Raw genomic sequence first — 24,921 nt, 5'->3', positions numbered from 1 at the left:
GTTACCCAGTAACGGTATTAATATAAACGTTATTAATTATATTAATGGTTAAAACGGTATTAACAGTATGAAAACAATAGCGATAAGTAGTCAAAAGGGAGGGTCCGGGAAATCGACGGTGACCATCCACTTGGCTGTTGCTGCCGCGAATAGCGGTATGGATGTGTTAGTTGCCGACCTTGATCCGCACAGCCAAACAGCCGCGGAATGGGCCTCTGAGCGTGAGATTGATACGCCCTTGGTGGTTAAGGCGAACACCCAGGACATAGTGCAGCTTACGGCCCAGGCAAAAGACGAGGGGTTCGATCTTCTCATCTTTGACTGCCCGCCGTATGTGGATGACGTGGTTAAGGTCGCAACGGAGGTTGCTGATTACACGCTGATCCCCGCTCAACCCCGGTTCGCTGATATTCGTACCCTGCCCCGCGTAATCAATAACGTGGCCCCGCCCTTCGCTGTGGTTTTAAACGCCTGCCAGGTTGGGCTCAACGGACAGGAATCGTCGAAAACTCGTGAGGCTAGAATGCTGCTCGAAGATGCGGGAATTTTTGTTGCCCCTCTGCATATTACGCGACGCGAGGCGTTTGCGGACGCCCTGAATGGCGGCACAGCCGTTTACGAATTTGAACCTGGCGGGAAAGCCGCCAAAGAAATCGACCGGCTTTGGAGCTGGCTGCAGGAGGTGTGGAATGGCTAAGCGCGCAGGTCTCTCTCTTCGAGGGCAAGGAATCAATAACAAGCAGGAAGAAGCTTCCCCTAAGGCAGAAAAAGCGCCGGCAAAGCAAGCGAACCCCCAAAGGCAGATTACGTTACCAAGTAACGAAAAGGTTATCAAAGATACTTTCTCTTTCCCTTCTGGTGATTACGCATTAATTCAGGAGCTGCGAGAAGCCTGTGCAAAAACAGGCGTTATTGCTAACAAGAGCGAGGTTGTCCGGGCTGGCCTACTTGCCTTAGCAAGTATGTCTGACGCGGATCTGTCAAAGGCGCTTCGCCGGATTGAGAAAGTGAAGGTCGGCAGGCCAAAAGACAATTAAGACGTTACTTGGTAACGAATAATTTTGGGGCAACAGTGAAAACTATACCAACAGTTAATACTATATGAAAGATTCTCACGAAGGCGAAAAGAAGCGGCTTAACCCACGAATTACTAAAGACAATGCGTACGATATCAGTCGTGAGCTGGATAAGTGGTTAAGCCGCCGGATTGAGCGACGTTTTATCTATGATTTTGACGGGAGCATTGCTTCAACCCTCTCCGCAATACTGGCCCTGATACCTCACCCCATGTATTCCGAAGCGGTCCGTGGCGAGAGGAAAAGGCAGGCAATGGATATTGTTGCCAATCTAAGTGATAAGCCTGATGAGAGTCTTACGTACCGCCACAAGCGGACACTCAAAAGAGCTAAAGAGACAATTAATGAGATAGATTCGACCGCTCCTTCGGAGGTGTATCCCGAGTCAATTAAAGAGCTTAAGGCGTGGGTGTCGGAACATCTATCTGATAAGGATTGGGAGGCTGTTCTTGGGACGATCAGGCAAAGAAAACATAAGCAGAAAAAGGGTTTGTATGATAAAGCTGTTCAAATCCCTGTCAGCCGGGGTGTTTTTTTCACCCTTAAAGAACTAAAAGGAAATCGAACTTGGGATGGGTTATTGAGTGATCTCGTTGCTCAACACAAAAAAAAGGAACAGAGTTAAATGCCGCTTTCATGGAATGAGATCAGGGATCGGTCGGTAGCATTTGTCCGTGAGTGGGAGAGTGAGTCTTCCGAGCATGCAGAGGCAAAGAGCTTCTGGGATGAATTTTTCCAGGTGTTTGGGGTTAGTCGCCGTCGCCTGGCTGCATTTGAAAAACACGTCAAAAAGGCTGACGGAAAGGACGGCTTCATCGATCTTTTCTGGCCGGGCATGCTGTTAGCAGAGCACAAATCCAGGGGCAAAAATCTGGATTCAGCTTACGACCAGGCGACGGATTACTTCCCTGGTCTAAGCGATAAAGAGCTGCCCAGGTACATCATTGTTTCTGACTTTGCGAACTTTCGAATCCGGAATTTAGATACGGGGGAGAGCGATGAATTTCCGCTTTCTGAGCTGCCTCAGAACCTGTCTCATTTTGGTTTCATAGCTGGCTACGAAACCCGACAGTACAAAGAGCAGGACCCAGTAAACACCAAAGCAGCGGAAAAGCTGGCACAACTCCACGACGCCCTAAAGGAAATAGGCTACGAAGGACACGAGCTGGAAGTGTATCTAGTTCGGATTTTATTCTGCATGTTTGCCGACGACACTGGCATCTTCATGCCGAGAAGTGCATTTGAGGACTTCATTCGTGACCGCACAGCAGAAGATGGTTCAGATCTCGCGCCACGGCTAAATCAGATATTCCAAACCCTCAATACGCCTCCTGAAAAGCGCCTTAAAAACCTCGACGAGCAAATCGCGGCGTTTCCCTATGTGAACGGCAAGCTATTCGCTGAATTCCTGCCTCAGGCCAGTTTTGACCGCTCTATGCGCGAAACCTTGCTAGACTGTTGCGAGCTGGACTGGGGGGCAATTAGCCCGGCCATATTTGGGTCTCTATTTCAGGGCATAATGGACGCCAATATGCGCCGTAATCTGGGTGCGCACTACACCAGCGAGAAGAATATCCTCAAGGTGATTGGGCCGTTGTTCATGGATGAATTGCGAGAGGAGTTTGAAAAGGTCAAAACGCAACCCAAGAAGCTACAGGAGTTCCACGACAAGTTGGGGTCGCTCAACTTCTTCGATCCCGCATGTGGATGCGGCAACTTCCTCGTCATCAGTTACCGGGAAATACGGCTTCTGGAGCTGGAGGTGATTAAGCGCCTTTACGGAAAAGATCAGCAACAGCTTTCGATGGACGCTATCGATCAGTATGTAAGAGTCGATGTAGACCAGTTTCATGGGATAGAGATAGAGGAGTGGCCCGCCCAGATTGCCCAGGTGGCTATGTGGCTGATCGACCACCAGATGAACCTTCTGGTCGGTGAGGCCTTTGGTCAGGCGCTGGTAAGAGTCCCGCTGGTAAAGTCGGCAAATGTCGTGCACGGGAACGCGCTGCGATTGGACTGGAATGAGGTAATTCCTTCGGATAGGTGCAATTACGTTTTCGGCAACCCGCCATTTGTTGGCGCGAAATACATGGATGCCGAACAAAGAAAAGATGTTGCTGTGGTATTTCAGGATGTACCAAGTGCAGGGTTACTAGATTTTGTTGCGGCTTGGTATGCGAAATCTGCGGTATATATGTCCGCGCGCGCTCGTTGCGGATTTGTATCCACGAACTCCATTTGCCAGGGAGAACAAGTGGCGGTGTTGTGGGGCTGGATGTTTTCGAAAGGGATTCAGCTTGATTTTGCGCACCGGACATTTAAGTGGAGAAACGAGGCCAAAGGCGTCGCGGCCGTCCATTGCGTCATTGTAGGATTTAGTCGATGTGGGTATCCAAATAAGAAAATATTCGACTATGAAAGCATTTCAGGAGAACCTCAAGAAACCTCAGTCAAAGCAATAAATCCATACTTAGTTGAAGCGCCTAATGCGCTGATTGAACGAAGAAGAAGCCCTATTTGCGAAGTTCCACAAATGCAAAGCGGGAACAAGCCGATTGATGGGGGGAATTATCTTTTCACGCCTGAGGAAAAAGCAGAGTTTTTGATAAAAGAACCTCAATCTTCGAAGTATTTTAAGAGATGGTTAGGCGGCTATGAATTTGTTAATAACGTTGAAAGGTGGATTCTGTGGCTCGGCGACTGTGAGCCCGGCGAATTAAAAAAACTGCCAGAATCAATGAAGAGAGTCGCCAGCGTTAGAGAATTTCGGTTAAAAAGCAGTAGTTCCCCGACAAAGAAATTGGCATCTTCTCCAACTAGGTTTCATACGGAATTCATCCCGCAGGGGGAATATATTGCAATGCCCCAAGTATCTTCGGAGCGAAGACCAATAATACCCATCGCATTTTTAGATGAGAGTGTGATGTGTGGAGATAAACTCAGGGTAATTGAGGGTGTAACTCTCTACCATTTTGGTGTTTTGCTTTCCTCTATGCACATGTCCTGGACTCGTAGCGTGACAGGCAGGCTAAAAAGTGATTACCAGTATTCAGCGCTTATCGTTTACAACAACTTCCCATGGCCCATGAGTGCAAACGAAAAGCAGCAAGAATCTATAAAGAAGGCCGCACAAGAAGTACTAGATGCCAGATCTAATCATAAAAATTCCAGTCTTGCCGATCTATATGACCCTCTAACCATGCCGTCTGATCTAGTGAAAGCCCATGAAAGGTTAGACCGGGCTGTGGATGCGGCGTATGTGCCTAGCGGCGGGAAAAAGACCTGGGCAACAGAAACTGAGCGCGTAGCATTTTTGTTCGAGCTGTACCAGAAAATCACTTCATTGCTTCCTGCAGAAAAACCTAAAGCTAAACGGAAAAAGTCTGCATGAGAATGGAATATGCTGTTTTATCTGTTCTTCTGATACCCCTTCTTGTGGTTGCTCATCCCGGAGGCGTTGATTCCTTTGGGGGGCATAAAAACAAGAGCACTGGCGAATACCATTGCCATAGAGATTCCTGCAGGGCCGCTCATAACCAGGTCCAGTCGGCCACTCAAGACGCAGAAAAAGAGGGTCGATCGTTTAGTCAACTTTATGATCGAAAGGATTACCCTCACTGGTCGGATCTGGATGGTGATTGCATGAATACTCGCCACGAGATTCTTGCTGCATCCAGTGTTGGTAATACAAGAATTTCACCTGACGGTTGTTATGTATCTTCCGGCCAGTGGAATGACCCATTCAGTGGCAAGGTTTATGTCCGAGCTAGTGATCTTGATGTGGATCATATCGTGCCACTGAAATGGGCCCATATACATGGGGCGGCGGAATGGCCTCGAAACCTGAAAGAGAAGTTTGCGAACGATCCTGAGAACCTTCTTGCTGTGGACGACGCACTAAATCAGGCGAAGGGTGCAAAGGGGCCAACTGAGTGGATGCCGCCAAATCAGAACTATCGGTGTGAATATCTTTCCAGATGGGTTCTCGTTCTTAGGAAATATTCATTAGCGATGCAGCCAGGCGAAAATAGGATATTCCAAAAGCAGCTTTCTGCCTGCAGCTTAAGCTCATAGGCACTAGATGGATAGCTTGTGAAGATTGAGGTTCCCACAGAGCTACTGTTCCTGATGGGGGTACGACACCGCTAAAAAACCTGATTTAAAAATAGTATTAACTATTAAAACCATTTGTTTGGTTGGTGAATTTTAGGGAGAGACAGGTGGACCCATTCACGTTAGTCGTTGGGTTTGTGGTCGGCGCTTTCACAGGTGCGGCTGGTCATTATCTCGGGGCAAAATATACGGATAAAAGAAGAATTAAAGAGTCATCCTCCAACCGGCAAGCACAATGGGATGAAGTAAAAAATAGATTCCCAGCGATCATTGCGGAAATGATGGAGGATGCCAAACATCCAGAACTACAGGGCGTTAGGGAATTCTTCGTGAAGAGCAGTCGAACGAGCGTTAACCGCGATGAGCCCTGTTTCGAATACCACACCGATGTTCATGAAGACATAGGTCCTGCAGTAAGCTACTTAGAGGAGCTTGGGTACATTGAAGATGTCACGCCGGGGAATTGTCCGATGTATCGAATGAAGGAGCATTTTATCGACCTACTCCGTCAGAGATAAAACTCTTAACATAATGACCAGTATGTAAAGAGATGCCCAGCAGCAGCCTTGAAACCACGAGCTTTCAAGCAAAGAAAAAAGCTGCGCCCAGCCGCCATTCTGTAAAGAGTTCGCGGCACCAAAACACCGTTACCCACTAACGCAACAAAAATCAGACCGCATTAACTGTTAATACCATTATAACGATAATAATAGTATTAACGGTATTGACTGTTTTATACTGAGCGTTACCCAGTAACGAATGAGGCGAACAATGCTTACTGTCGATGAGTCAGGTTTAGATAGAAAGTTTCTGACCGAGTCTGAGGTGCGGGAACTACTCCAAGCCGCCAAAAGGAACAGGCATGGCACCAGGGATTACTGCATGCTCTTGATCGGGTACAGGCATGGTTATCGGGTTTCCGAGCTAATAGATGTGCGGATGTCAGATATCGACCTGGAGGCCGGAAGAATCTTTGTGCGGCGATCCAAGGGGTCCTTATCAACGTCTCAGCCCCTGCAGGGTGATGAGATTAGAGCATTGCGCGCCTGGTTGCGTGTTCGAGGCAGCGATCCCAGCCCATTTCTTTTTGTGGCTATTTGCATTCTAAGGTTGGATATTGAAATTTCATCCAGATAGCGACATTTCCGATTTGTGCAAAACTTGGTAGAAACTGGTTTGATAGTCAAGGTCGCCTAAAGACAATCAGCAGACGTTCAACGCTGTGTTCAGGGGGCAACGCCCTGAGTGAGACGGGATTCGAACAGCGCAAACAACGATAACGCAAGTGTACCGCTGAAAAAAGCGAACGACCCAGTGAGTCACTTGCATTACGTTGTTGGGGGAGAGCACCACAAATTGGACTAACCCCGATTGTTCCGCTTCCAACACAAGCGCATTTTATGATAGATTGGCAGCTGTAGTCGCGATTCCCGCATCTGTTAGCTGGCTTAGTGTTCAAGGATTGTCTCAATCCAACCTATGGAGAATGCCCAATGACCGGTTTTATCGCTGTGCTGTTTTACGTAGTGTGGATGCAACTGCTGATGCTGGCTTACGCGTTTCCCCGCGTGCCGATGGCGCTGTTCGGGGATCGCAACTTCGCGGACTGGGAGCGCGCTGAAGTCAACCGCGACCCACCCTTTATGGTCCGCGTCAAAGGCGCACATCTCAACTGCGTGGAAAACTTTCCGCTCTTCGCTGCCGTCGTGGTGATCGCTGCGCTAATGGGTAAGAGTCCCGTTGTGGATGGCCTTGCGGCCTTTATCCTGGCCGCGCGTGTGGGGCAGAGCCTAGTACACCTCATCAGCACCGCGCCAGCGTTTGTGCTGTTACGTGCCACGTTTTTCCTCGCTCAGGTAGGCATGATTTTCTGGGTTTGCTACCAACTCATCGTCTGACCGAGCCAACGTGCCCCTGAAACCATGGGGTATCAAGCGCCAGTCAGATCCACAACGCTAATGAAAGAAGTCTGCGGGTATGTCGTCATGCTTATTGACAGCGGGAATCATATCAACACCCAAATATGGGGCGCGGACGCGCTGGCGAAAATGGCGAAGCCGCCTGCGTGTTAGCGTCCCAGCCCGCCTCGGCGGGCGCCATAATTTGTTTGTATGTTTCATTCACTCCGGCCGTATACAGTGAACTTGTCAGAAGTTGCGTCTTTGAAAAATGTAACGCTACTACTGCCCGTTGAGCGTAAAAGCTGAACATTTTCAGCTAGGTTCTCTACAGTAACGTTTTCTATGTAACTGTCAAAATAACAACCAGATACTTCTTTACTGAAAGAGGTATTGGAGTTGAGGTTAAGGTCTAGTGCTAAATATCCGGAAAGAAAGTTAGGGCCAATAACATTTGTCTCACTAGACGACGAGCGTAATTGTTTAATGCATTCCGCTTGTGACGAATTGGCTATGACTAAGTTCGCAGCTTTTGGGATGAACGTAAGCTGATATACATTAATTGCTAGTGATAGCGCCAGCGCGGCTACTAAGAATACCTTCACTCAACTTTCCTTGAAACATAATAGCTTATTGGATTGAATTCATAGTAACACCCGTTTCCCTTGAAGAAACATACTCCGTATTTTCATGGGAAAGGTAAAATGTCTGCTTTACGTACAATGCCGCCCCTCATATTTTAGATTCCAACCAGCAGCGCTTCCTCATTACTTTGGCAGAAAAACTGATTTCCAACCTTAGAATGCAAATAGGCCTTTTTGTAGGAGAGAGAGGTCCGTTTACGCGGCAGGCAATTAACTACCTCTTGAACGCAACCGCGAAGAAGGCCGGATTACAGATTAAGGTTCACCCTCATATGCTGAGGCATTCGTGCGGATACACACTAGCAAACAGAGGTAGTGATACCAGGCTAATTCAAGATTGGTTGGGGCACAAAAATATCTCCCACACAGTGATTTACACGCGGACAGCCGCTAGTAGATTTGATGGGCTTTGGCGTTGAGAAAATGAGAAAAGCTCACTTCAAGCATGGCGTAGTTACCAATATTTTTTCTCATAGCATTGCCGACTATTTTGCAGGCAAAAAAAATACTTATTTATCAGTGCATTAGCAAAATTAGTTGCCTATAAGTAACTATTTATCAAGACAGAGTGGGAACACGTTGTACCTGCGTATGATTTTGGCCATCAGCGTCAATGCTGGCAGCAAGGAGGCCGTTCAAATTGCAAGGCTAATGATCCTGTCTTTTCAGTGATGGAATCAGATCTTCACAACCTATCATGCGATCGGAGAAGTGAACGGCGATCGATCAAACTTCCGATATTCCGAAATACCGGGCGAAGCAACTCAATATGGCGCCTGTGACGCAGAAACTGATTTTAAGGGGCGTAAATTTGAGCCTCGGCCAGAAGTACGGGGCATGGTGGCGAGAATAAGCTTTTACATGGCTGATCGATACAACCTCAGGCTATCCCGTCAACAGGAACAGCTCTTTATGGCCTGGCATAAACTCCACCCGGTAAACGACTGGGAGCGAGAGCGAGATCGCCGTATTGCGACTCAGATGGGGCACTCCAACCCATTCGTTACTGGAAACGCACGGTGGGAGAAAGGGCACAAAAATTCTTCCACTGGCCTCGTCCAGCCCATACAAAGAAAATCCGCCGCGGTTGAATCAAATGTTTCCGATCAAGGTGGCGTTCGTGGCAACAAAAATAGCAGTGTCTATCATCTACCCGTGGGCTGCCCAAGTTTTGATCGGGTAGCAGTTCACAATCGAGTGGCATTTAGCAGTGAACAAGCAGCCGCTGCGGCTGGTTACCGTAAGGCTGGGAATTGCAAATGACTGGTAGGGTATTGCTAGTTTAACTTACCGAGAAAAACCAAATGTTGTAATTGAACGCTTGCGTTGACGTGTTTTTAGTATCTCTCACTGAGGGTGGCATAATGGCAGAAGAAGCAAAACTAATATCAAGGGAACCCTGGTGGGCGACGCCGCCCTCAGTATACGAATCCGAGGATGACCTGACGTGGGGTTATCTTGAGTATTACTCCGACGGCAGCTGGCATTTCGATCCAACAGAGCCCTCGGAGGAAGAAATTCGGAGCCGCAAGTCCTGCCGGTTGTAGTATCCTGTAGGCTCGTGTCGAGTCATGACACAAAACGCATATACAGGAGCTAGTCATGGACATGGAACTGGTCTTTCAAATACTCGCATTATTCGCAATAGTTGCCGCCGCTATTTCTTTTCACTTTTTTGATCTTGGCCGGATTCTATCTGCCAAAGAACGCACTACTGAAGCTGACAGCAATGCTGGCATTAACGATTATTACAGTAGAAACGAACCAATCAACTCTCACCATTGGGACGAATAGCGGCCTACCATTCTCCGGGAGATAGCCAATGATCAAATTATTTTTGGGTGCTGTACTACTGGCATTAAGTTCGTATAGCGTAGCCATGTGCGCGGTTATGACGAGCTCACCGCCTGAGCTGACTAACAAAATCAATGGGACATCCGCCTTTGGCCAGGATATTTTCACTCGATACGACGCACCCAATGGCGGTATCGCTGACAGGGATTTTGCAGATGCGCTTAAGATGTTCACAAGTAACCTAGCATCCCACCAAGCTGCTGAATGTGCCAAGCGCGGCGCGACGACCATCATTAACATGGATATAGATTTCGACGTGGACTTTGAGAAACAACGGTACTTCTTTCTAGCCACTTATGATTTTGTTTCGCCGTAAATACTGGAGAGCAACATGCGATGGATTCGCCTTTCACTACTTATTGTCACCACGACCCTCAGCATCACCACCAATGCTGATCAGAGCCAAGAGCCGTGGCCATACATTAGTTTTAGAGTTGACGCTACCGAGGGTTGCCATCGACTAGCAGATGTGAAAAAGGATGAGATGGTTGGATGGGTCAAGGAAAGAATTGAAAGACATAATAAGCCGCTTCCAATCCACGGTGAAAAGATTGGGCTAATGATTAAAGCTATGTGTGTCATTAATGTGAGCTCACGCAACGGCGGTCGCGCAGATGGTTATGTGAACGTTAATGCGTTTGTACTTTCTGATGGTAGCTTTCTAGGGCATGAAGTTGACAGTCTTATTGACTTCAAGACCGAGGTTTATGCCTTCCAGCAATTCAACGCACAGCAAATAAAGGCGCTACTGAAAGAAAAGATTCAGGTCGTTTCCGCTCGCTACCTTTTCGATATGATTATGGGAAAAAACAAGATCAACTTAGGCCCAACACTTTTTCATCACAAAGGTTTTGATATGAAAGTAGATCCCGCAGCTGCTGAAGCGTTACGAAATCAAGATCGAAAATAATACTAGTGGCGCAAGACACAGGACTTGTAGCAAGTCTCGCGGACGAACCCATACTTTTGATTAACTGAATCGTTCGCCGTTATGGCCGCATCTCACGAAATAGTCTGAATCGGGTCGTTAGTTTGGCTGGTGTCAGTAACGGGCTTGTTGAAAATGTTCTACGGTGTACATTCTTGGCCTCATAGATTTAGTAGATATGGCTGAGTATGAAGAGCTAATAGGAAGGGCAAAACGACAGTAATCCGGCATGCAGTCGATTCAGTCATTCAAATCGAGTGACTCGCAGCACCTCATCTATGCTGGTTACACCCTCAATCACCTTTCTTAGACCGTCTTCATAAAGGCTCGCGCGAGATTTGCTAGCTTCTTCCAAAAGCTCTGCTTCCGATCGCCGGTCATGAATTAACTTCCGTAGCTGAACGTTTATTGCAACTACTTCGTAGATGGCCGTCCGACCTTTGTAGCCATCTGCTTGACAAACCTCGCAACCATCGTGGTTGGGCTTATAAATTGTTGGTGTCGCACCCGGAATATCACGTAGCAGGTTATCTGGGAGTTCCTCGGGTAGGCACGGTTGTCGGCAGTTTAAGCATAATACCCTCACCAATCGTTGAGCGATGACTGCACTAAGGGTCGAGGCTATTAGGTAGGGTTCAACGCCCATATCTTCTAATCGTGTGATGGCACCAATCGCGGTGTTTGTGTGAAGAGTAGATAGTACTAGATGTCCTGTAAGGCTCGCTTGAATAGCAACACGGATTGTATCCTCATCCCGAATTTCCCCAACCATGATGACGTCAGGGTCTTGACGAAGCATCGAGCGTAGGCCTTTTGCAAACGTCATCCCGGTCTTTAAGTTCACCTGCGTTTGGCTGATCCCATCCAAGCGGTATTCCAGCGGATCTTCAATAGTGAGGATATTTCTTTCACCATTATTGATATGTGATAGTCCTGAATACAGTGTTGTACTTTTTCCTGACCCAGTGGGCCCAGTAATAAGCACAATTCCGTGAGGTAACTTTAATATATTTTTAAATGACGTCAGGTTTTGTTCGGTGAGTCCTAGGCCTTCTAACGCGAAACGTCCAGCATTCTTATCAAGAATACGCATTACTACTCTTTCACCAAAACTTGCAGGAAGAGTCGAAATTCGTAGATCTACATCTCTGCCGCCAATGCGAATACTAATACGGCCATCTTGAGGAACACGTTTTTCAGCAATATCCAGCTTTGCCATTACCTTGATTCGTGAAACGACTATTTGGGAGAGCGCCCTATCTAGTTCAAGGGTTTGTTTCAGGCGGCCATCAATTCTGAACTTTACGTCTAATTTATTTTCATTCGTCGTTAGGTGAATGTCAGATGCACGAAGACGAATGGCCTCTGCGATTAAGGCGCTTATCAATTTAATTATTGGCGCGTCATCTTCTTGAGCCAGAACTTCGGTTGCATCAGGAATAGCGTCCTCAAGCGACTGCAAATCCAAATTGTCAGTTAAACCAGAAGACTCCTGAAGGGATTTGGCGCTGTGCTGCTGATATAAGGAAACGAGAAGATTTTCAAATACTTGCTCTGGTACCTGTTCCATGACCAATGGGCTGACGTCAATCCGTTGAATTTCATTTAGAACAGGTAGTTCCGGGAATTGATGAAAGATTAGTTTATAGTGTGTTGAATTTGGGGCGGCGAGCAGTATGGCTTGATGCCTTTTAGCATAACTGTAGGGAAGAATAACCTCCCCTTCCGATAAGGCAGGTGACATGTCACGGTTCAACTGGAGCATCGACAGTATTCGATTTTAATTCAGGCAATATCGGAAGCGCGTCAGGTAATAGGAATGTCTCTACGCGGTTTCTAAAACGTAACTGCTGATCCCTAATTTCATTGTAACGCTCATTTGAGATGGCTACGCCAGATGCACGATCAGGCAAAATTAGCGGGTGAATGAATACCATCAAATTACGTTTGACCATACTATTACTCGTACTACGAAAAGCTCTGCCTATTACCGGAATATCGCCGAGAAATGGGACTTTACTTACGGTTTCCATAACTTCATCACGGATAAGGCCACCTAAAACTAGCACGTCATCATTTTCAATTAATACGCGTGTGCTCAATTCCCGCTTATTAGTGATAATGTCGGCGGTTTGAACGGAAGACTGACCAATGCTTTCCACTTTTTGGGAAATATCTAGCGTCAGTGAATTACGATTATTGATTCTAGGTCGTATATTTAAAGTAACGCCAATGTCTTGTCGCTGGATTGTTTGGAAAGGATTTTCATCGCCAGCGCGTTGCAGTGACCCAGTAACGAAAGGCACGTTTGACCCCACCAATATTTTCGCCTCTTCATTATCTAGTGCAACGATACTTGGTGTGGAAAGGATATTGGCTTCAGACGATCCCTCTAATGCCCTGATCATCGCTCGTAAAGAGCCATTTCTGAAATACCCTAGTGATAACCCCGCGCCGCCACTTGCCGCGCCTCCCGAAATATTAATGGTGTCGGAAATGGCGTTTGGTAGGAGCGAGACCGATCCGAAAACGGCGTCATCAGTTTCAAGGTTGGTTTGCCACTCCACCCCAAGATCTTTACTTAAGTCCTCACTGACTTCGACAATAATTGCTTCAACCAGAACTTGGGCGCGCCTAGCGTCTAACTCTTGGATCACAGCTCGCATGGTTTCCATTACACTTGGTGGAGCTGTGATTATTAGGGAATTTAAGGGCTCGTGGGCACTAATTTTAATATCTACGTTCGCTAGACGCTGATCTTTCTCCCCGCGCTGGATACTTCCACTAACGGTTTCAAGAATAGGTACCAACTTACCAGCTTCGGCATATTGAAGACGAATGACCGAGGTATTGCCAGTACCCTTAACCGGCTTATCCATCTGATTAACGAGATCGCGAACTTGTGCTTTAGTCATTGCGTCCCCAGATACCAGAATGCTATTGCTTCGTCTATCGACGGACAGGCGAAACTCTGGTCCGTTTCCCTGCTGCTTAGCTGAACCGATAAGCTCTCTAATGGTTGCTGAGACTTCATCAGCATTGGCAAATACTAGCGGTATTATTTGCACTTCGATTTCAGCAGCTTGGTCAATACGGCCAATGATTTTTTCTAGCTGTAAAACCTTTGAACGGCGATCGGCAACGATTAGCGCATTGGTTGGTGCATACGCAGCCAAATAAGCTGTGGCAGAAGAAATCGGTTTTAGCAGTTCAACGACCTCTCGAGCAGGAATGCTACTAACAGAGAGAATTTTAACAACGATATCTTCTGATTGAGCGCTTGAGTCCCCTTCGAGCAGAGGGATTTCGTTTTCTTTAGCTTGTGCGGAAGGGATTACTTTTAAAACGTCATCGCTGCGAATAACAGTAAAACCATGTACTTGCAACGTAGCAAGGAAAACTTGGTAAGCCTCCTCGCTGGAGATCTGCTTGCCTGAAATAACCGTAACTTTGCCCGATACTTGTGGGTGAACAACAATAGTTTGTCCGGTGATTTCAGCGCACCACCGTACAAAATCTCGGATATCTACATCTTCAAGTTCAACCGCTATCTGGCTATCTGAGGCTTCTTTAGAAAATGCCGGAAGTGGGTGGAAAAGTCCCAGCAGGATTATGCCTGCTAGGCAAAAGCACGAAAGTGTTTGAAAAATTACATCCTGAGTGGCTCGTCTATCTCGCCTTGCTTTATTGTTATCGCGGGGGAGAGTTGCGTAGCAATTCCGCCAAGGTATTTCGCGAAATGCCGCTGCCTCCTCCAATATATGCAGCAAGTGTATCCACATCCTCGTTTGAAACCTCCGAGTCGTCCTTGTTGTGCTTTTGGCTGGATTCTGACACAGCCGTACTCTCTGACCAAATTGAAACCACGTTGAATGCCAGTTTTTCATATCGTCCTTGATTACGTAAGGTCACTTTACCTGGGTGAATCTCAATTAATTCAAGACCCGGTTGAATCTCCATCCCACTACGGTAGTATTTGGCTGGCTCCCCATTGATGCTGATCAACGCCGCAGATTGACCTTGAGTTGAGCTGGCAAATACACCTGCTAAAGACAGAGAGAGTTCTGTTTCTGGTATGGATTCGAGCATAGGCTCTGGTTCCAATGGGATAGCTTTGGTGCCCATTAGTGCTAATTGACTGTAGGAATTCAAATCCATCAATTTAGTATTTCCATGCACTGTTTGCTCGCTTTCTGCCAAGTTCAGTTGGTCATATAGAGGCTCTGTAATACTTGATAGGTTCGTATCATTCAAAATACTCTGGAGATGATAATGTGCAACCAAGACGAGCAGCGCGACAAGCGCGCTTAGGCCGAGCGTGATGGGGATAATCTGTTGTCGGTGGTAAGATTGCTCTCCAGCCATGATACTGTATCCAACCTAATATATTTTGTACATTGTACCGTGTGTTATGTCCAATTGGACCTACTACAGTGATAAGGGATTTTACTAGTGTGGTACATTCTTACAAGGCCCTAGCGAGCGAGAAAATGATATGCTGGCCGAAAAATTGAAGTCGTTAATCATCGTCCCTGATACGCAGTGGGTGCGAGGTAAGCCGGGAGTGGCAACGGCGGTTGTCTTCCATGCAGACGGGGAATGGGATGACACTATTGAGCTGACAGAACTAACATCATTTCTCCCAGCGGAAGAATACGCGCGCATCATCGCTGTCCTCCCAGCAATATTTGTAACCCATTTGGCGCGTTTTTTACCACATGCCAAGATGAAAAAATATCAGTCGGCTTTGGGGTATGCGGTAGAAGACCTGCTGGTGGAAAATCCTGACAAGCAGAGTATTGCTGTCGGCTCCCCCGATGATAGTGGCGAGTGTGCAATTCGTGTAAGCGACTATTCGTTATTGCTTAACATTGTGGCCCGCTTTGCCGAAATGGGCATTCCGCTTGATGAGGTGGTTACTGAGATAGATATTCTACCCAATGAAAAGAATCTTACGCTAGCAATTGACGGTACTCGCGTTCTCATGCGCCATGGGCATGAAGGCGCCAATTGGCCAGAGTCTGCCGTTTCGCAGCTAGAAGATTATCTGATGAAATTTTCGCCAGAGCAGGTGAGTGTTTACCTTCGAGAAGCTAAGCCAGAGTGGGCGGCTAAGTTCTCGCCAGATCAGGTTCACATGATTGGCGAATCGCACTTTGATACATGGATTGCCTGCATGGCTCAGAGGTCTAATGCTGTCAATTTACTTCAAGGCGATCTTACACCAATACACCGACAGAAGCGCCTTGGCTGGGGGCAGCGCGTTGCTGGAATAACAACGGGTGTGGCGGGGATACTGGCAATATATTTTGTGCTCATGGCTAATCAACTAGAGAGTCGCGCTCAGGCAGTTCAAGCAGAAACACGCTCTGCTTATCAAGTATTATTTCCTGAGCCAATCCCTAGGCTTAATGTGCGCCGCGCATCTGAATTGAGAATAGCCGCTTATAATACAGCGCAGCAAAACAAAAAAAATGTACTTCCGTTCGCAGAGATTCTTGCCGATATAACTTCCGCGTGGCAGGCGGCAAATTTAATGGGCCCGCTCCTGAAGCAAATCCAATACTCGGCTGATAATAGAGAAGCCTATGTGGATATTGACGAATTATCGGTGCCGTTAGCGGAGGCAATGCTAGTAGCATTCCGGTCGGATGGTTACGTGGCGGATATCGTTTCTGTTAGTGATGCGGGAGGAGAAAGTGGAGCGCAAGTCATTAGATTTCGGGTGCGCGCAGGGGCGGCAATGTGATCAACCTTAGAAAAAACCTCAAGCTAAATTTGGCATTAGATGCAACTACCGACATGCTTCGTAGTGCATCAAAGGCACAGTGGTTGATGGGGTGCGGCTGCTTGTTGGCAATGCTGTTGTTGAATCAAGCATATAGCGCCTTCACAGAAGCAAGAGCAATGTATGAAAATGCACGGGAAGAGGCTAGGTGGTTTGCTGGCGCAGCGCCTACCCTTGAAAAGATCCAAACCTCCGTTGAGGCTTCCCAAAGTGACTTTCAGCGCCAATCGCTACTTTCACGGGTGAATCAGGCGGCCACACAGAACCAAATTCGCCTAATCCGCTCAGATTTTCGAGAGGGTGGTGTGCAAGTGATGGTCGAGCCTGGAGACGTTGATCAGCTTTTTCAATTTATCTTTCGGCTTCAGAGTGAGCACCATATTATAACAGTGGATGCGTCAATAATTCGTACCGAACCGGGTATGGCGCGAGCAAGATTGGCGCTCCAGGAGGCGCGATAATTGAGATGACTGAAAGTAATCAGTTAGGCTATTGGCTGACCAATGGGCCTGCACTAACATCCGTCATTTCTCGGCCGATCTTTGGTTTAGCCTGTGCTTTTGGTGTGAGATCTTTGCTTACAGGCGATGCGATAGCGAGGCTTTCAGTGCCGTGCTTGGTATCTTTTTTACCGGTATTCACTTGCAAATAGACATTAGCTTCCTTTTCAAAAAGGTCGTCTAGTTTATCAACGAATTGACCTGTAGTTCGCTTGCTAAGTTCTTTGCGTTCATCTTGGCAGTGACGATTGAGGTCACTCTTCTTTATTTCTTTTTTTGCCGAACTCTTAGCGAGACTTTCCAATCCGCTTTCTTCAATGCTGAGCGCTGAGCGTAAACACGCTCCGTATATGTCCATCAAGGCTTGAATAGGAAGCGTCTCGATGCCTTTTGCTTCCAATTTTTCTGCTTGACGATTTCTATCTTTTTCAGCGGCGTATAGGGAGCTGCTGGCTATGGTGAATAGGCAAGCTGCGGTGAAAGTCGAAATTACAATATTGGTGAAACACACTTTTTTCATTTTCCGAGTCCTTTCAGAACGAGGCATTGGTTTATAAAACTGAGTTTTTCACAATTCAAATGCGAGAGCCACTAGGGGAAAACGCGTATTGCGGCTCATTTGCGTTTTAGTGAATCATCCGCGACTAGCGACATATAGATAGAACATTGATTCGCTGATAAAAATGCCAACTTATTTTAGCAAAGGACTGCCGACATGGCCCGACTCTTTTCTCGATGCATTGCCCTGAATATTCTTACGCTACTTATTGGGTTCACCATGGAATCGCACGCTGCCACGATGGTAGCTAGCGCTGTTTCGGGGCAGTATGATGTCGGAAATGATGGCAGTGCCCAATATAATATACCAGTAAATTTGCCTGCGGGTGTGCAGGGTATGAAGCCAGACATTGCGATTACTTATAGCAGTAATGGCGGAAATGGTGTGGTAGGAATGGGATTTGATATTGCAGGACTTTCTTCCATACATCGATGCTCTACGACTATCTTTCGTGATGGATATCATGATGGTATTAACTTCGATGACGATGATCAGTTTTGTATAGACGGACAGCGTTTAATCGCAGTTAACGGTGAATACGGTGCGGCGGGCACTGAATACCGTACAGAGTACGATAATATTTCCAAAATAGTTTCATACGGGTCCGAAGGGACTTTGATGGAGGGTGAGACAAACATTCAAGCCACTAATGGAGCGCATAATCCCATATGGTTTAAAGTCTGGACTGCAGATGGCCGCGTACATATCTATGGCGATGAATCAAATGTATCAAGTAATGCAAGAGCGTCAGTTGAGAGAACTTTTTATACTTGCCCAATCGCCGGAAGCGTAATACTTGGTGGGCCGAGTGACTCCTATTTTGTGTGTTATAGCCCCACGGGGCAATTGGAAAATCCGGTCGTTAATGTGGAGAGTCGATCGTACGAGTGGCGTGTCGCGGAATCGGTTGATCGATTTGACAATAAAATTCAATATTATTACCACGACGATGATGAAAATGGCGAGTATTTGATTGGTCACATTAATTATAATTTTGTTGGCACAGAGCCGCAAAACGAAGTTAAATTTTTATATGAGACACGGCCCGATACGTCATACGGCTTTTTTGCAGGTCAACGTAATCGGCATACAATGCGTCTAAAATCTGTTACTGGTCTCACGACAGCGACTACTTTGGGGGTAAAGCAGCGTGAGATGAAGCTTACTTATACAACGAATGCTGCTACCGGTGAATCACGAGTCGCTTCAGTACAAGAGTGCGTCTCCTATTGGTGCGCGCCGGCTACCTATTTTACTTGGGACGATGGACAGCCTGGGTTTTCTGCGCAAGCAGTTAATAGCGGAAGTTCTGAAGATGGTGGTAACCAAAACCCGCATGTAATGGATGTAAACGGCGATGGTCGTGATGATTTAGTGCAGTCTTATGGTGGGTATTGGCGCATCCTTTTAAGTAATGGTGGCGGGCTAATTACTCAAACTACGGCAATTGCTTCAAGTAACCCCGCAACATCTCATAGTTTTAGATATAACGATGATCTGAAGGAAGATTTACTGGTGGATTACGGTGGTGTTTGGCATGTGCTACAAGCTACCACCACCACGCCACAGACATATACGTTTCAGTGGGGTGGCCAGCCGGTCACAGTAACCATACCGGGTGGTCCTAATTTCACTAAAATTAGCACGGGTATAAATGTATCGAATGCCAGTACCACGCGTCTTATGGATGTCGATGGTGATGGCCGTAAAGATCTTGTTTATTACGATAATAGTCAAGGCTTCACTTGGGTGCGCTTTTTAGGTAAAGGGGCCAACGGGGGATTTGGTGACCCACAGATTACCAATTTGTATTATAACTTTGTGAATGGAAAGGTCTGGATCGCAGATTTTAATGGCGATGGCTTGGATGATGTGCTGCAGCAAATCACTAGCTCATCTTGGGGGGTTTACTATTCTCAAGGTGGGCCGGTATTTAAATATCGCTCAGGTTTCGGTGGCCCCGACGGTTTTTCCGGCATGAAAGTCGCCGATGTGAATGGCGACAGTTTGCCAGATCTTATTACTCGTTATGATTCTAAAATTTGGTTTCGAATCAATACTGGGCACGGGTTTACAGAGCCTACAATTGCATATCCTTCAAATATATTTGGAAATTCGCAATGGGACAATGCTTTAGTTTATGACTACAACGCCGACGGCCAGGCAGACATCCTTTTCAGTTATGGGAATCAGTGGGGTGTATTAACCTCCAATGGCACAACAATGAGTTACACCGCTACAGGTATACCTAGCACAGGGTGGGATTGGGGGCCACAAGTGGCTGATATAACCGGTAATGGGATGTCGGATCTCATTTTAGCGATTAGTAATACGTGGCAGGTGCGACTGCATAATAACGAACGTCCCGATTACCTCGCTAAGGTTTCTAATGGTATGGGCGTGGAAACGGAGTTTGAGTATCGTTTCTTGAATGACCCTACTGACCCCTATTTTTACGACCGAGGTAGCGACGCAGTATATCCCTTAGTTAATGTGCAAAATGCCAGTTACCTTGTGTCGAAAGTAAGCCAAAGCAACGGAATAGGCGGCAAAAATAGTAACTCATACCGCTATAAAAAATTATTAATTCACCAGGAAGGACTTGGCAATCTCGGCTTTGAGCAAGTTAAGATCATTAACAATGACACAGGAATTGAGACCGTCTCTACTTTTAGCCAAGACTATGAAAACCTGCTACAAGGCACTTTGAAAGAGGTGACGACCACGTCTCCGTTAACTGGCTCTACATTAAGTAAGACTGAAAATCAGTGGTCAGTGAATTACCTGTGTGCTGGGGGCGATGGTAGCGACTGCACTGATGGCCCTACTGACATTGATACCGTACGCTACTTTCGTTCTGTATTAAAAACGACGGTGACCAAAAAAGATCTTAATGGTGCGTTTCTACACAAGGAAGTTGTCACTAATCCATCCGTAGCCGATATCTATTATGAGGTAGATAATTCGTCAAGGGTCATGGTCAGTAAGGTGTACAGCTCGGCGAGCGCTACAACACCGATTCGGACGACAACGACGACGTCAAAATATAAAAACGACACGACTAATTGGTTGATGGGGATGTTAACCAGCAGCTCTGTGACAACGGTAGTACCAAATAAACCGGCGTTAACACGTACCTCTGAATTTGATTATGACACTGTCGGCTCAAATCCTACGGGCAGAAAAATGGCTGAGCGGATCATGAAGCCCGGCACGAGTACAGCCTTACACACCACTCGGTACGGCATTAATGAAGCTGGTCAAACATCGGTAGATAGCTTTGGTCACAATCTGGCCGTCACCGTGTCTGGGCCAGATTTTGCCAGCCGGACTAGCAAAGTGACTTATGATAACACCGGTCGTTATGTTATGACCGAAACTAACGCGCTTGGCCAAAGTGTGAGTCATGAATACTTAGATGACAGTTCTGCCGGCGCAGGGTTAAGGACACGCACTACGGATGCAAATGGATTGGTAAGTGCGTTTGCATATGATTATTTCCGCCGGTTGCGACAGTCGGCTGTACTATACGGTACTGCCAATCAAGTTATTGCTAACACTTTTTATCTCAACTGCAGCAGTTCAACCGAGTTTTGCCCAAGTGATCCTACCTGGACGGCAGAATACTATATTCAGTCGCTCGGCGCTGATGGTAGTGAAAGCCACGAGTATTTCGACAAACTTGGCCGAACGTTGAGAAAGGCGGTACTAGGATTTGCTAGTGGAAGCGAAGAATGGATTCTGATGGATTACGAATACGATGCTAAAGGTCATAACGTTAAAGTCAGTGAACCGTATAAAGCGGGAACGGGTAGTCCAAGCTGGAATACGATTGTGTATGACCAATTGGGTCGGCCCGTTACTACTGTCAATGCAGATGGCCGCTATGACACGGTAAATTATAATGGGCTCACTGTTATATCCACCATGAACATATATGGTTGGCCCCAAAAGAAAACGGAAACGCGCGATTCCTTAGGTAATCTAATTCAAGTAAAAGATACTGCGAACAGATTGCTACAGTATGAATACGATGCGTTTGGCCAGATGACTGCGATCACTCCAGTTACATTATCACCTGCCACTACGATCAGCTACGACGTGCTTGGTAGGAAATCCAGTATGGATGATCCTGATAAAGGCGTGTGGAGTTATACCTACAATGGTTTGGGGCAGCTGATTACCCAAACCAATGCACTTGGAAAAACCACCTGTTCAGCGTACGATAAATTAGGCCGTAAAGTTAAGCGCATCGATGCATATACCGGAACTAAGCCCAGTATCGGAAATGTTGGCCAAACGGCCCAATCGACGAACCAATGTGCTGGTAATACTGCGAATGTTGAGACCACGACGTGGCAATTTGACACTGCCAGTGGCGCGGGCATTGGAAAGCTGCACTGGGTGAAAAGCCCAAATGGTTATCAGCAAACAGCGACCTACGACAGCTTTGGGCGCGGTACTCAACTTGCGGAAAAAATCTCCGGTGTAACCTATTACAGCAATACGACCTACGACAGCCTCAATCGAGTGGCCACGGTGCAATACCCCGGGCCAAGCAATCGTTTGACCATCGAAAATGTATACAATAATCGCGGTTATCTCAGTGCACTTAAAAATGCGGCAAACAATGAGGTCTATTACACCGTCAACGCACAGGATGCGCGTGGCAATATAGTCAATGCCTTGCTGGGCAATGGCTTGACCACTCAACATCAGTATGACGCCGCTACCGGCTATCTTGAGCAAGTTGTTACCCAGAACGCGCTTTTAGATTATCGTCAGAATCAGGAGTTTAGTTTCGATAAGCTTGGGAATTTGTACCAGCGAATAGACCATGTAAATGGTTTTGAGGAAGACTTTGTTTACGATGTCCTTAATCGACTTTTTACAACCAAAGCCGATTTTGGAAATGGTGAGGAGCAGGTAGTAGATATCCGTTATGATCCTCTAGGAAATATTATAAGTAAGACCGGTGTTGGCGTTTACACATACGGTAGTACTTGTTCTAACGGGGGAGCAGGACCACATGCTGTCTGCCAAATCACGGGAGGGGGCATCGGTAGTAAAAACACCAATTACAGTTATGATCTTAATGGCAATATGCTCAGTGGCGATGGTCGTAGTATTACGTGGAATCTGTTTGATAAACCGACTTTTATCAGTCAAGGCACGACCAATAAAACAACCATGGGCTACGGTGCTGACAGACAGCTAATCACGCGGATGGACGAAACCGCTGCGGGCATTAGCAATACCGTGTTTGTAGGTGGTCTATATGAAAAGGTCACATTGCCTAATGGTGATATCAAAGAACGCCACTATGTCGGTGGCAATACCATTGTTACTTATAAGAATCGTACAGCCAACAGTGCCGGAACAGTGGACACGCGCTACCTGCACAAAGACCATATTGGCAGCACCGTCCTTATCACTGATGAAAATGGCGAGGAGGTAGAGTCTTTTAGCTTTGATCCCTGGGGTAAGCGCAGAGCAACCACCTTGGCTGAGATTCAATCGATTCTCGGTAGCTGGAGTACGCTGAGTGCCTACCAAAAGGGGAATCTCACGATCTCAGCGCTGACACTGAGTAGTGATATCACTAATAAAGGCTTTACTGGTCATGAACAACTGGATGGGGTCAATCTCATCCACATGGGTGGACGAGTGTACGACGCAGAGATTGGCCGTTTCTTAAGTGCTGATCCATTTGTGGGCGACAGTACCAACCTTCAGGCACTAAACCGCTATAGCTATGTGGAGAACAATCCGCTTAGTTATACCGACCCTAGCGGTTTTTTCTTGAAGAAATTGGTTAAGAAAATAGGTAATGCCATCGGTAAGGCCCATAAGGCGGTTGCCGACGCGTTTTTATCTGCCCACAAGAAATTCTTCCGAGAAATAGGTCGAGTCGAGGGCTTGTCTACTGCGATCAGTATTGGTCTAGGTATTGTATGCAATGGCGCGGCCGCTGCTTGTGTTGCGGCTTTTAATGCGGCTATGACGGCGGCGAATGGCGGTACAATCGAACAGGTTATTACGGGCGCTGCAGTTGGGTATATTGCTGGGGAGTTCACAACGCAATTGGGCGTGGCTTTCGACGCTGGCAATGTAGGAAATGTAGGTGCAGCTATGTTTGTTGGTGGTAGTGTGGCGAAGGCCCAAGGTGGTAAGTTTATAGATGGGGTCAAGGGCGCGGCTGTGGGGGCGGCGATTGGCTATGGTATTCACAGGATTCTGAATCCTGAGCCCGCTAACTCGGGCTTTAGTACTGATGAGGATGGTGAGCGATACTTTTTGGATAGTGATGGTAACAGAGCATATCCGGATCGATTCCTAAATGAAGATGGAAACCCACTGCTTGCGATGAATTTAGAGGAAAGAATCTTGTTGGATAAGGTATTTTATGGCGATGAGCAGGCTGGAATAATGGCATGCTCGCCTTATATTGATTGTATGAAAGCTGTTGAGGCGGGTTACGGCCCAGATATTATTGACAATCCAAACTGGGAGACAATTGTAGACAAGTCAAATTCTATCCTTCGGAAATCGTGGAAATTTTTCAAAAATCCTTCAGTAGGATTTGGTATCTCAGTGGGTGAAAAGGTTAACGCGAATCAGGTTTGCACGGAGTACGCAAAAAATTCTGGTGTAACTTGTTATTAAAGGTCGTTCAAAATGAAACTATCTAGATATTTATTAGTGGCAATTTTCCTTAATTTAGTTTCAGGTTATGCTTTCTCTAGTGTTGAAGGTTTAAAAAGTTGTGTTGACGTCAAGAAGACTATCCACAGTAATAAAGGCGACTATATTGTTGATGGTTTAGAAATTGGCTTAAGGTGCTTTAATGGTAAGGAGATATCGAGAACGGAGCTTCGGGTATTGATTAATGACAGGCTTTCAGGAATTACTAGGCGAAATCCGGATGCTTTAAGAGATATGAGTATTTATATGAACTCTTATCTGAATACGTATGCTGGTGATTTTGAACGTGAAATTGGAAGAGAGTTGCTTGATCATATAGTAAATCAAAAAATTAAATCTAAAGGACGGTATGAATTTTTACTTGCTGTCACTTTGTTGGAAGAGTGCTGTGTGGAAAATAGAGGCGCTATTGTTGAGCTCTTGGGTAGCGCCGCTGAGGAGGGTAATATCCTTGCGGCAGGGTTACTGACTCACCTATATCAAGGAAATATATGCTTTGAAAGAGACCCTTCTATGCTTCTAAAATATGAAATTAAACTTGAGGAATTAGGCCGTGAACAGAGTATTTCCCTTGACGCGGTTATTGAATATCTGAATGAAAAAGATTTACTAAATTAGGTCATCAACGGAGCTAATTTGAGATCAGGGGCAGGTAAAAATTTTGGCATATCTTAACTGTAGAAGTCTCGATCTGATCTGACATATCTTCTTGAAAAAGAGAGAGTTACCCGTTTTGATGACGCAGAGATCGGCCGTTTCTTAAGTGCTGATCCATTTGTAGGCGACAGTACCAACTTACAAGCGCTAAACCGCTATAGCTATGTGGAGAATAATCCGCTTAGTTATACCGACCCTA

At 46.5% G+C, this 24,921-nt stretch carries 22 protein-coding genes and 1 pseudogene; 18 read left to right on the top strand and 5 right to left on the bottom strand.

The annotated features are described in order from the left end of the window. Positions 1 to 67 precede the first annotated feature (67 nt). From C0068_RS16505 to C0068_RS16470, 8 genes are all read left to right on the top strand, one after another. Positions 68 to 697 (top strand): AAA family ATPase, encoded by a 630-nt coding sequence (locus C0068_RS16505; protein ID WP_103685583.1) that lies wholly within the window; start codon positions 68 to 70, stop codon positions 695 to 697. Continuing rightward, on the top strand, positions 690 to 1,037 hold the full coding sequence (locus C0068_RS16500) for a hypothetical protein (protein ID WP_103685582.1): 348 nt from the start codon (positions 690 to 692) through the stop codon (positions 1,035 to 1,037). Before C0068_RS16505 ends, C0068_RS16500 begins: the two co-directional genes overlap by 8 nt. A 64-nt stretch (positions 1,038 to 1,101) precedes the next feature. Continuing rightward, positions 1,102 to 1,701 carry a hypothetical protein gene (locus tag C0068_RS16495; RefSeq protein WP_103685581.1) on the top strand — a complete coding sequence of 200 codons (600 nt, stop codon included), beginning with the start codon at positions 1,102 to 1,104 and terminating at the stop codon, positions 1,699 to 1,701. Then, positions 1,702 to 4,467, top strand: a complete 2,766-nt coding sequence (locus C0068_RS16490; RefSeq protein ID WP_103685580.1) for a class I SAM-dependent DNA methyltransferase — start codon at positions 1,702 to 1,704, stop codon at positions 4,465 to 4,467. Beyond that, entirely contained in the window at positions 4,464 to 5,150 is a 687-nt protein-coding gene (locus C0068_RS16485; RefSeq protein ID WP_103685579.1) for an HNH endonuclease, read from the top strand. Before C0068_RS16490 ends, C0068_RS16485 begins: the two co-directional genes overlap by 4 nt. A gap of 146 nt (positions 5,151 to 5,296) precedes the next feature. Next, entirely contained in the window at positions 5,297 to 5,707 is a 411-nt protein-coding gene (locus C0068_RS16480; protein WP_103685578.1) for a hypothetical protein, read from the top strand. 241 nt (positions 5,708 to 5,948) lie between these two features. Next, positions 5,949 to 6,326: a tyrosine-type recombinase/integrase gene (locus C0068_RS19885; protein ID WP_103685577.1), complete on the top strand. Its 378-nt coding sequence runs from the start codon at positions 5,949 to 5,951 to the stop codon at positions 6,324 to 6,326. A 356-nt stretch (positions 6,327 to 6,682) separates the two neighbouring features. Further along, positions 6,683 to 7,087 carry an MAPEG family protein gene (locus C0068_RS16470; protein WP_103685576.1) on the top strand — a complete coding sequence of 135 codons (405 nt, stop codon included), beginning with the start codon at positions 6,683 to 6,685 and terminating at the stop codon, positions 7,085 to 7,087. A gap of 218 nt (positions 7,088 to 7,305) precedes the next feature. Here C0068_RS16470 and C0068_RS19705 read toward each other — a convergent pair whose 3' ends face one another. Continuing rightward, a complete protein-coding gene (locus C0068_RS19705) occupies positions 7,306 to 7,692 on the bottom strand; it encodes a hypothetical protein (protein ID WP_103685575.1) in 387 nt (128 codons plus the stop codon). A 197-nt stretch (positions 7,693 to 7,889) separates the two neighbouring features. Between C0068_RS19705 and C0068_RS16460 the strand changes: the two genes are divergently transcribed. The 5 genes from C0068_RS16460 (at position 7,890) to C0068_RS16435 (ending at position 10,495) form a co-directional block, all read left to right on the top strand. Then, entirely contained in the window at positions 7,890 to 8,150 is a 261-nt protein-coding gene (locus tag C0068_RS16460; RefSeq protein WP_103685574.1) for a tyrosine-type recombinase/integrase, read from the top strand. Between the two features lie 292 nt (positions 8,151 to 8,442). Continuing rightward, positions 8,443 to 8,994, top strand: coding sequence for an endonuclease I family protein (locus C0068_RS16455; protein WP_233208846.1), 552 nt, complete (start codon positions 8,443 to 8,445; stop codon positions 8,992 to 8,994). Positions 8,995 to 9,333: 339 nt separating this feature from the next. After that, positions 9,334 to 9,525, top strand: a complete 192-nt coding sequence (locus tag C0068_RS16445; RefSeq protein ID WP_103685572.1) for a hypothetical protein — start codon at positions 9,334 to 9,336, stop codon at positions 9,523 to 9,525. Between the two features lie 28 nt (positions 9,526 to 9,553). Then, positions 9,554 to 9,901 (top strand): hypothetical protein, encoded by a 348-nt coding sequence (locus C0068_RS16440; RefSeq protein ID WP_103685571.1) that lies wholly within the window; start codon positions 9,554 to 9,556, stop codon positions 9,899 to 9,901. Between the two features lie 15 nt (positions 9,902 to 9,916). Further along, on the top strand, positions 9,917 to 10,495 hold the full coding sequence (locus C0068_RS16435) for a hypothetical protein (protein ID WP_103685570.1): 579 nt from the start codon (positions 9,917 to 9,919) through the stop codon (positions 10,493 to 10,495). A 262-nt stretch (positions 10,496 to 10,757) separates the two neighbouring features. Here the strand turns inward: C0068_RS16435 and C0068_RS16430 are convergent, their stop codons facing one another. From C0068_RS16430 to C0068_RS16420, 3 genes are read right to left on the bottom strand one after another with little or no spacing between them, the layout of a single operon-like run. Beyond that, positions 10,758 to 12,257 carry a GspE/PulE family protein gene (locus tag C0068_RS16430; RefSeq protein ID WP_103685628.1) on the bottom strand — a complete coding sequence of 500 codons (1,500 nt, stop codon included), beginning with the start codon at positions 12,255 to 12,257 and terminating at the stop codon, positions 10,758 to 10,760. Position 12,258: 1 nt separating this feature from the next. Next, positions 12,259 to 14,271 carry a type II secretion system secretin GspD gene (gspD, locus tag C0068_RS16425; RefSeq protein ID WP_158250014.1) on the bottom strand — a complete coding sequence of 671 codons (2,013 nt, stop codon included), beginning with the start codon at positions 14,269 to 14,271 and terminating at the stop codon, positions 12,259 to 12,261. Then, entirely contained in the window at positions 14,204 to 14,878 is a 675-nt protein-coding gene (locus C0068_RS16420; protein WP_103685568.1) for a type II secretion system protein N, read from the bottom strand. The genes gspD and C0068_RS16420 overlap by 68 nt, the downstream gene beginning before the upstream one ends. A gap of 130 nt (positions 14,879 to 15,008) precedes the next feature. Here C0068_RS16420 and gspL point away from each other — a divergent pair, with 130 nt between their 5' ends. Further along, entirely contained in the window at positions 15,009 to 16,262 is a 1,254-nt protein-coding gene (gspL, locus tag C0068_RS16415; RefSeq protein WP_103685567.1) for a type II secretion system protein GspL, read from the top strand. Continuing rightward, positions 16,259 to 16,762 carry a type II secretion system protein M gene (locus C0068_RS16410; RefSeq protein WP_103685566.1) on the top strand — a complete coding sequence of 168 codons (504 nt, stop codon included), beginning with the start codon at positions 16,259 to 16,261 and terminating at the stop codon, positions 16,760 to 16,762. Before gspL ends, C0068_RS16410 begins: the two co-directional genes overlap by 4 nt. 28 nt (positions 16,763 to 16,790) lie before the next feature. Here the strand turns inward: C0068_RS16410 and C0068_RS16405 are convergent, their stop codons facing one another. Next, positions 16,791 to 17,321, bottom strand: coding sequence for a hypothetical protein (locus C0068_RS16405; protein WP_103685565.1), 531 nt, complete (start codon positions 17,319 to 17,321; stop codon positions 16,791 to 16,793). Between the two features lie 195 nt (positions 17,322 to 17,516). Between C0068_RS16405 and C0068_RS16400 the strand changes: the two genes are divergently transcribed. The 3 genes and pseudogenes from C0068_RS16400 to C0068_RS19880 all read left to right on the top strand — a co-directional run. Next, entirely contained in the window at positions 17,517 to 24,026 is a 6,510-nt protein-coding gene (locus C0068_RS16400) for an FG-GAP-like repeat-containing protein (RefSeq protein ID WP_103685564.1), read from the top strand. Positions 24,027 to 24,038: 12 nt separating this feature from the next. Further along, positions 24,039 to 24,683, top strand: a complete 645-nt coding sequence (locus tag C0068_RS16395) for a hypothetical protein (RefSeq protein WP_103685563.1) — start codon at positions 24,039 to 24,041, stop codon at positions 24,681 to 24,683. Positions 24,684 to 24,761: 78 nt separating this feature from the next. Beyond that, positions 24,762 to 24,914, top strand: a pseudogene (locus tag C0068_RS19880) (RHS repeat-associated core domain-containing protein); the annotation flags it as partial. Positions 24,915 to 24,921: the final 7 nt, after the last annotated feature.

Origin of the sequence: Zhongshania marina, assembly GCF_002915595.1 — a bacterium.
GTDB classification, from domain to species: Bacteria; Pseudomonadota; Gammaproteobacteria; order Pseudomonadales; family Spongiibacteraceae; genus Spongiibacter; species Spongiibacter marinus_B.
This window is presented reverse-complemented; position numbering and strand designations above follow the sequence as displayed.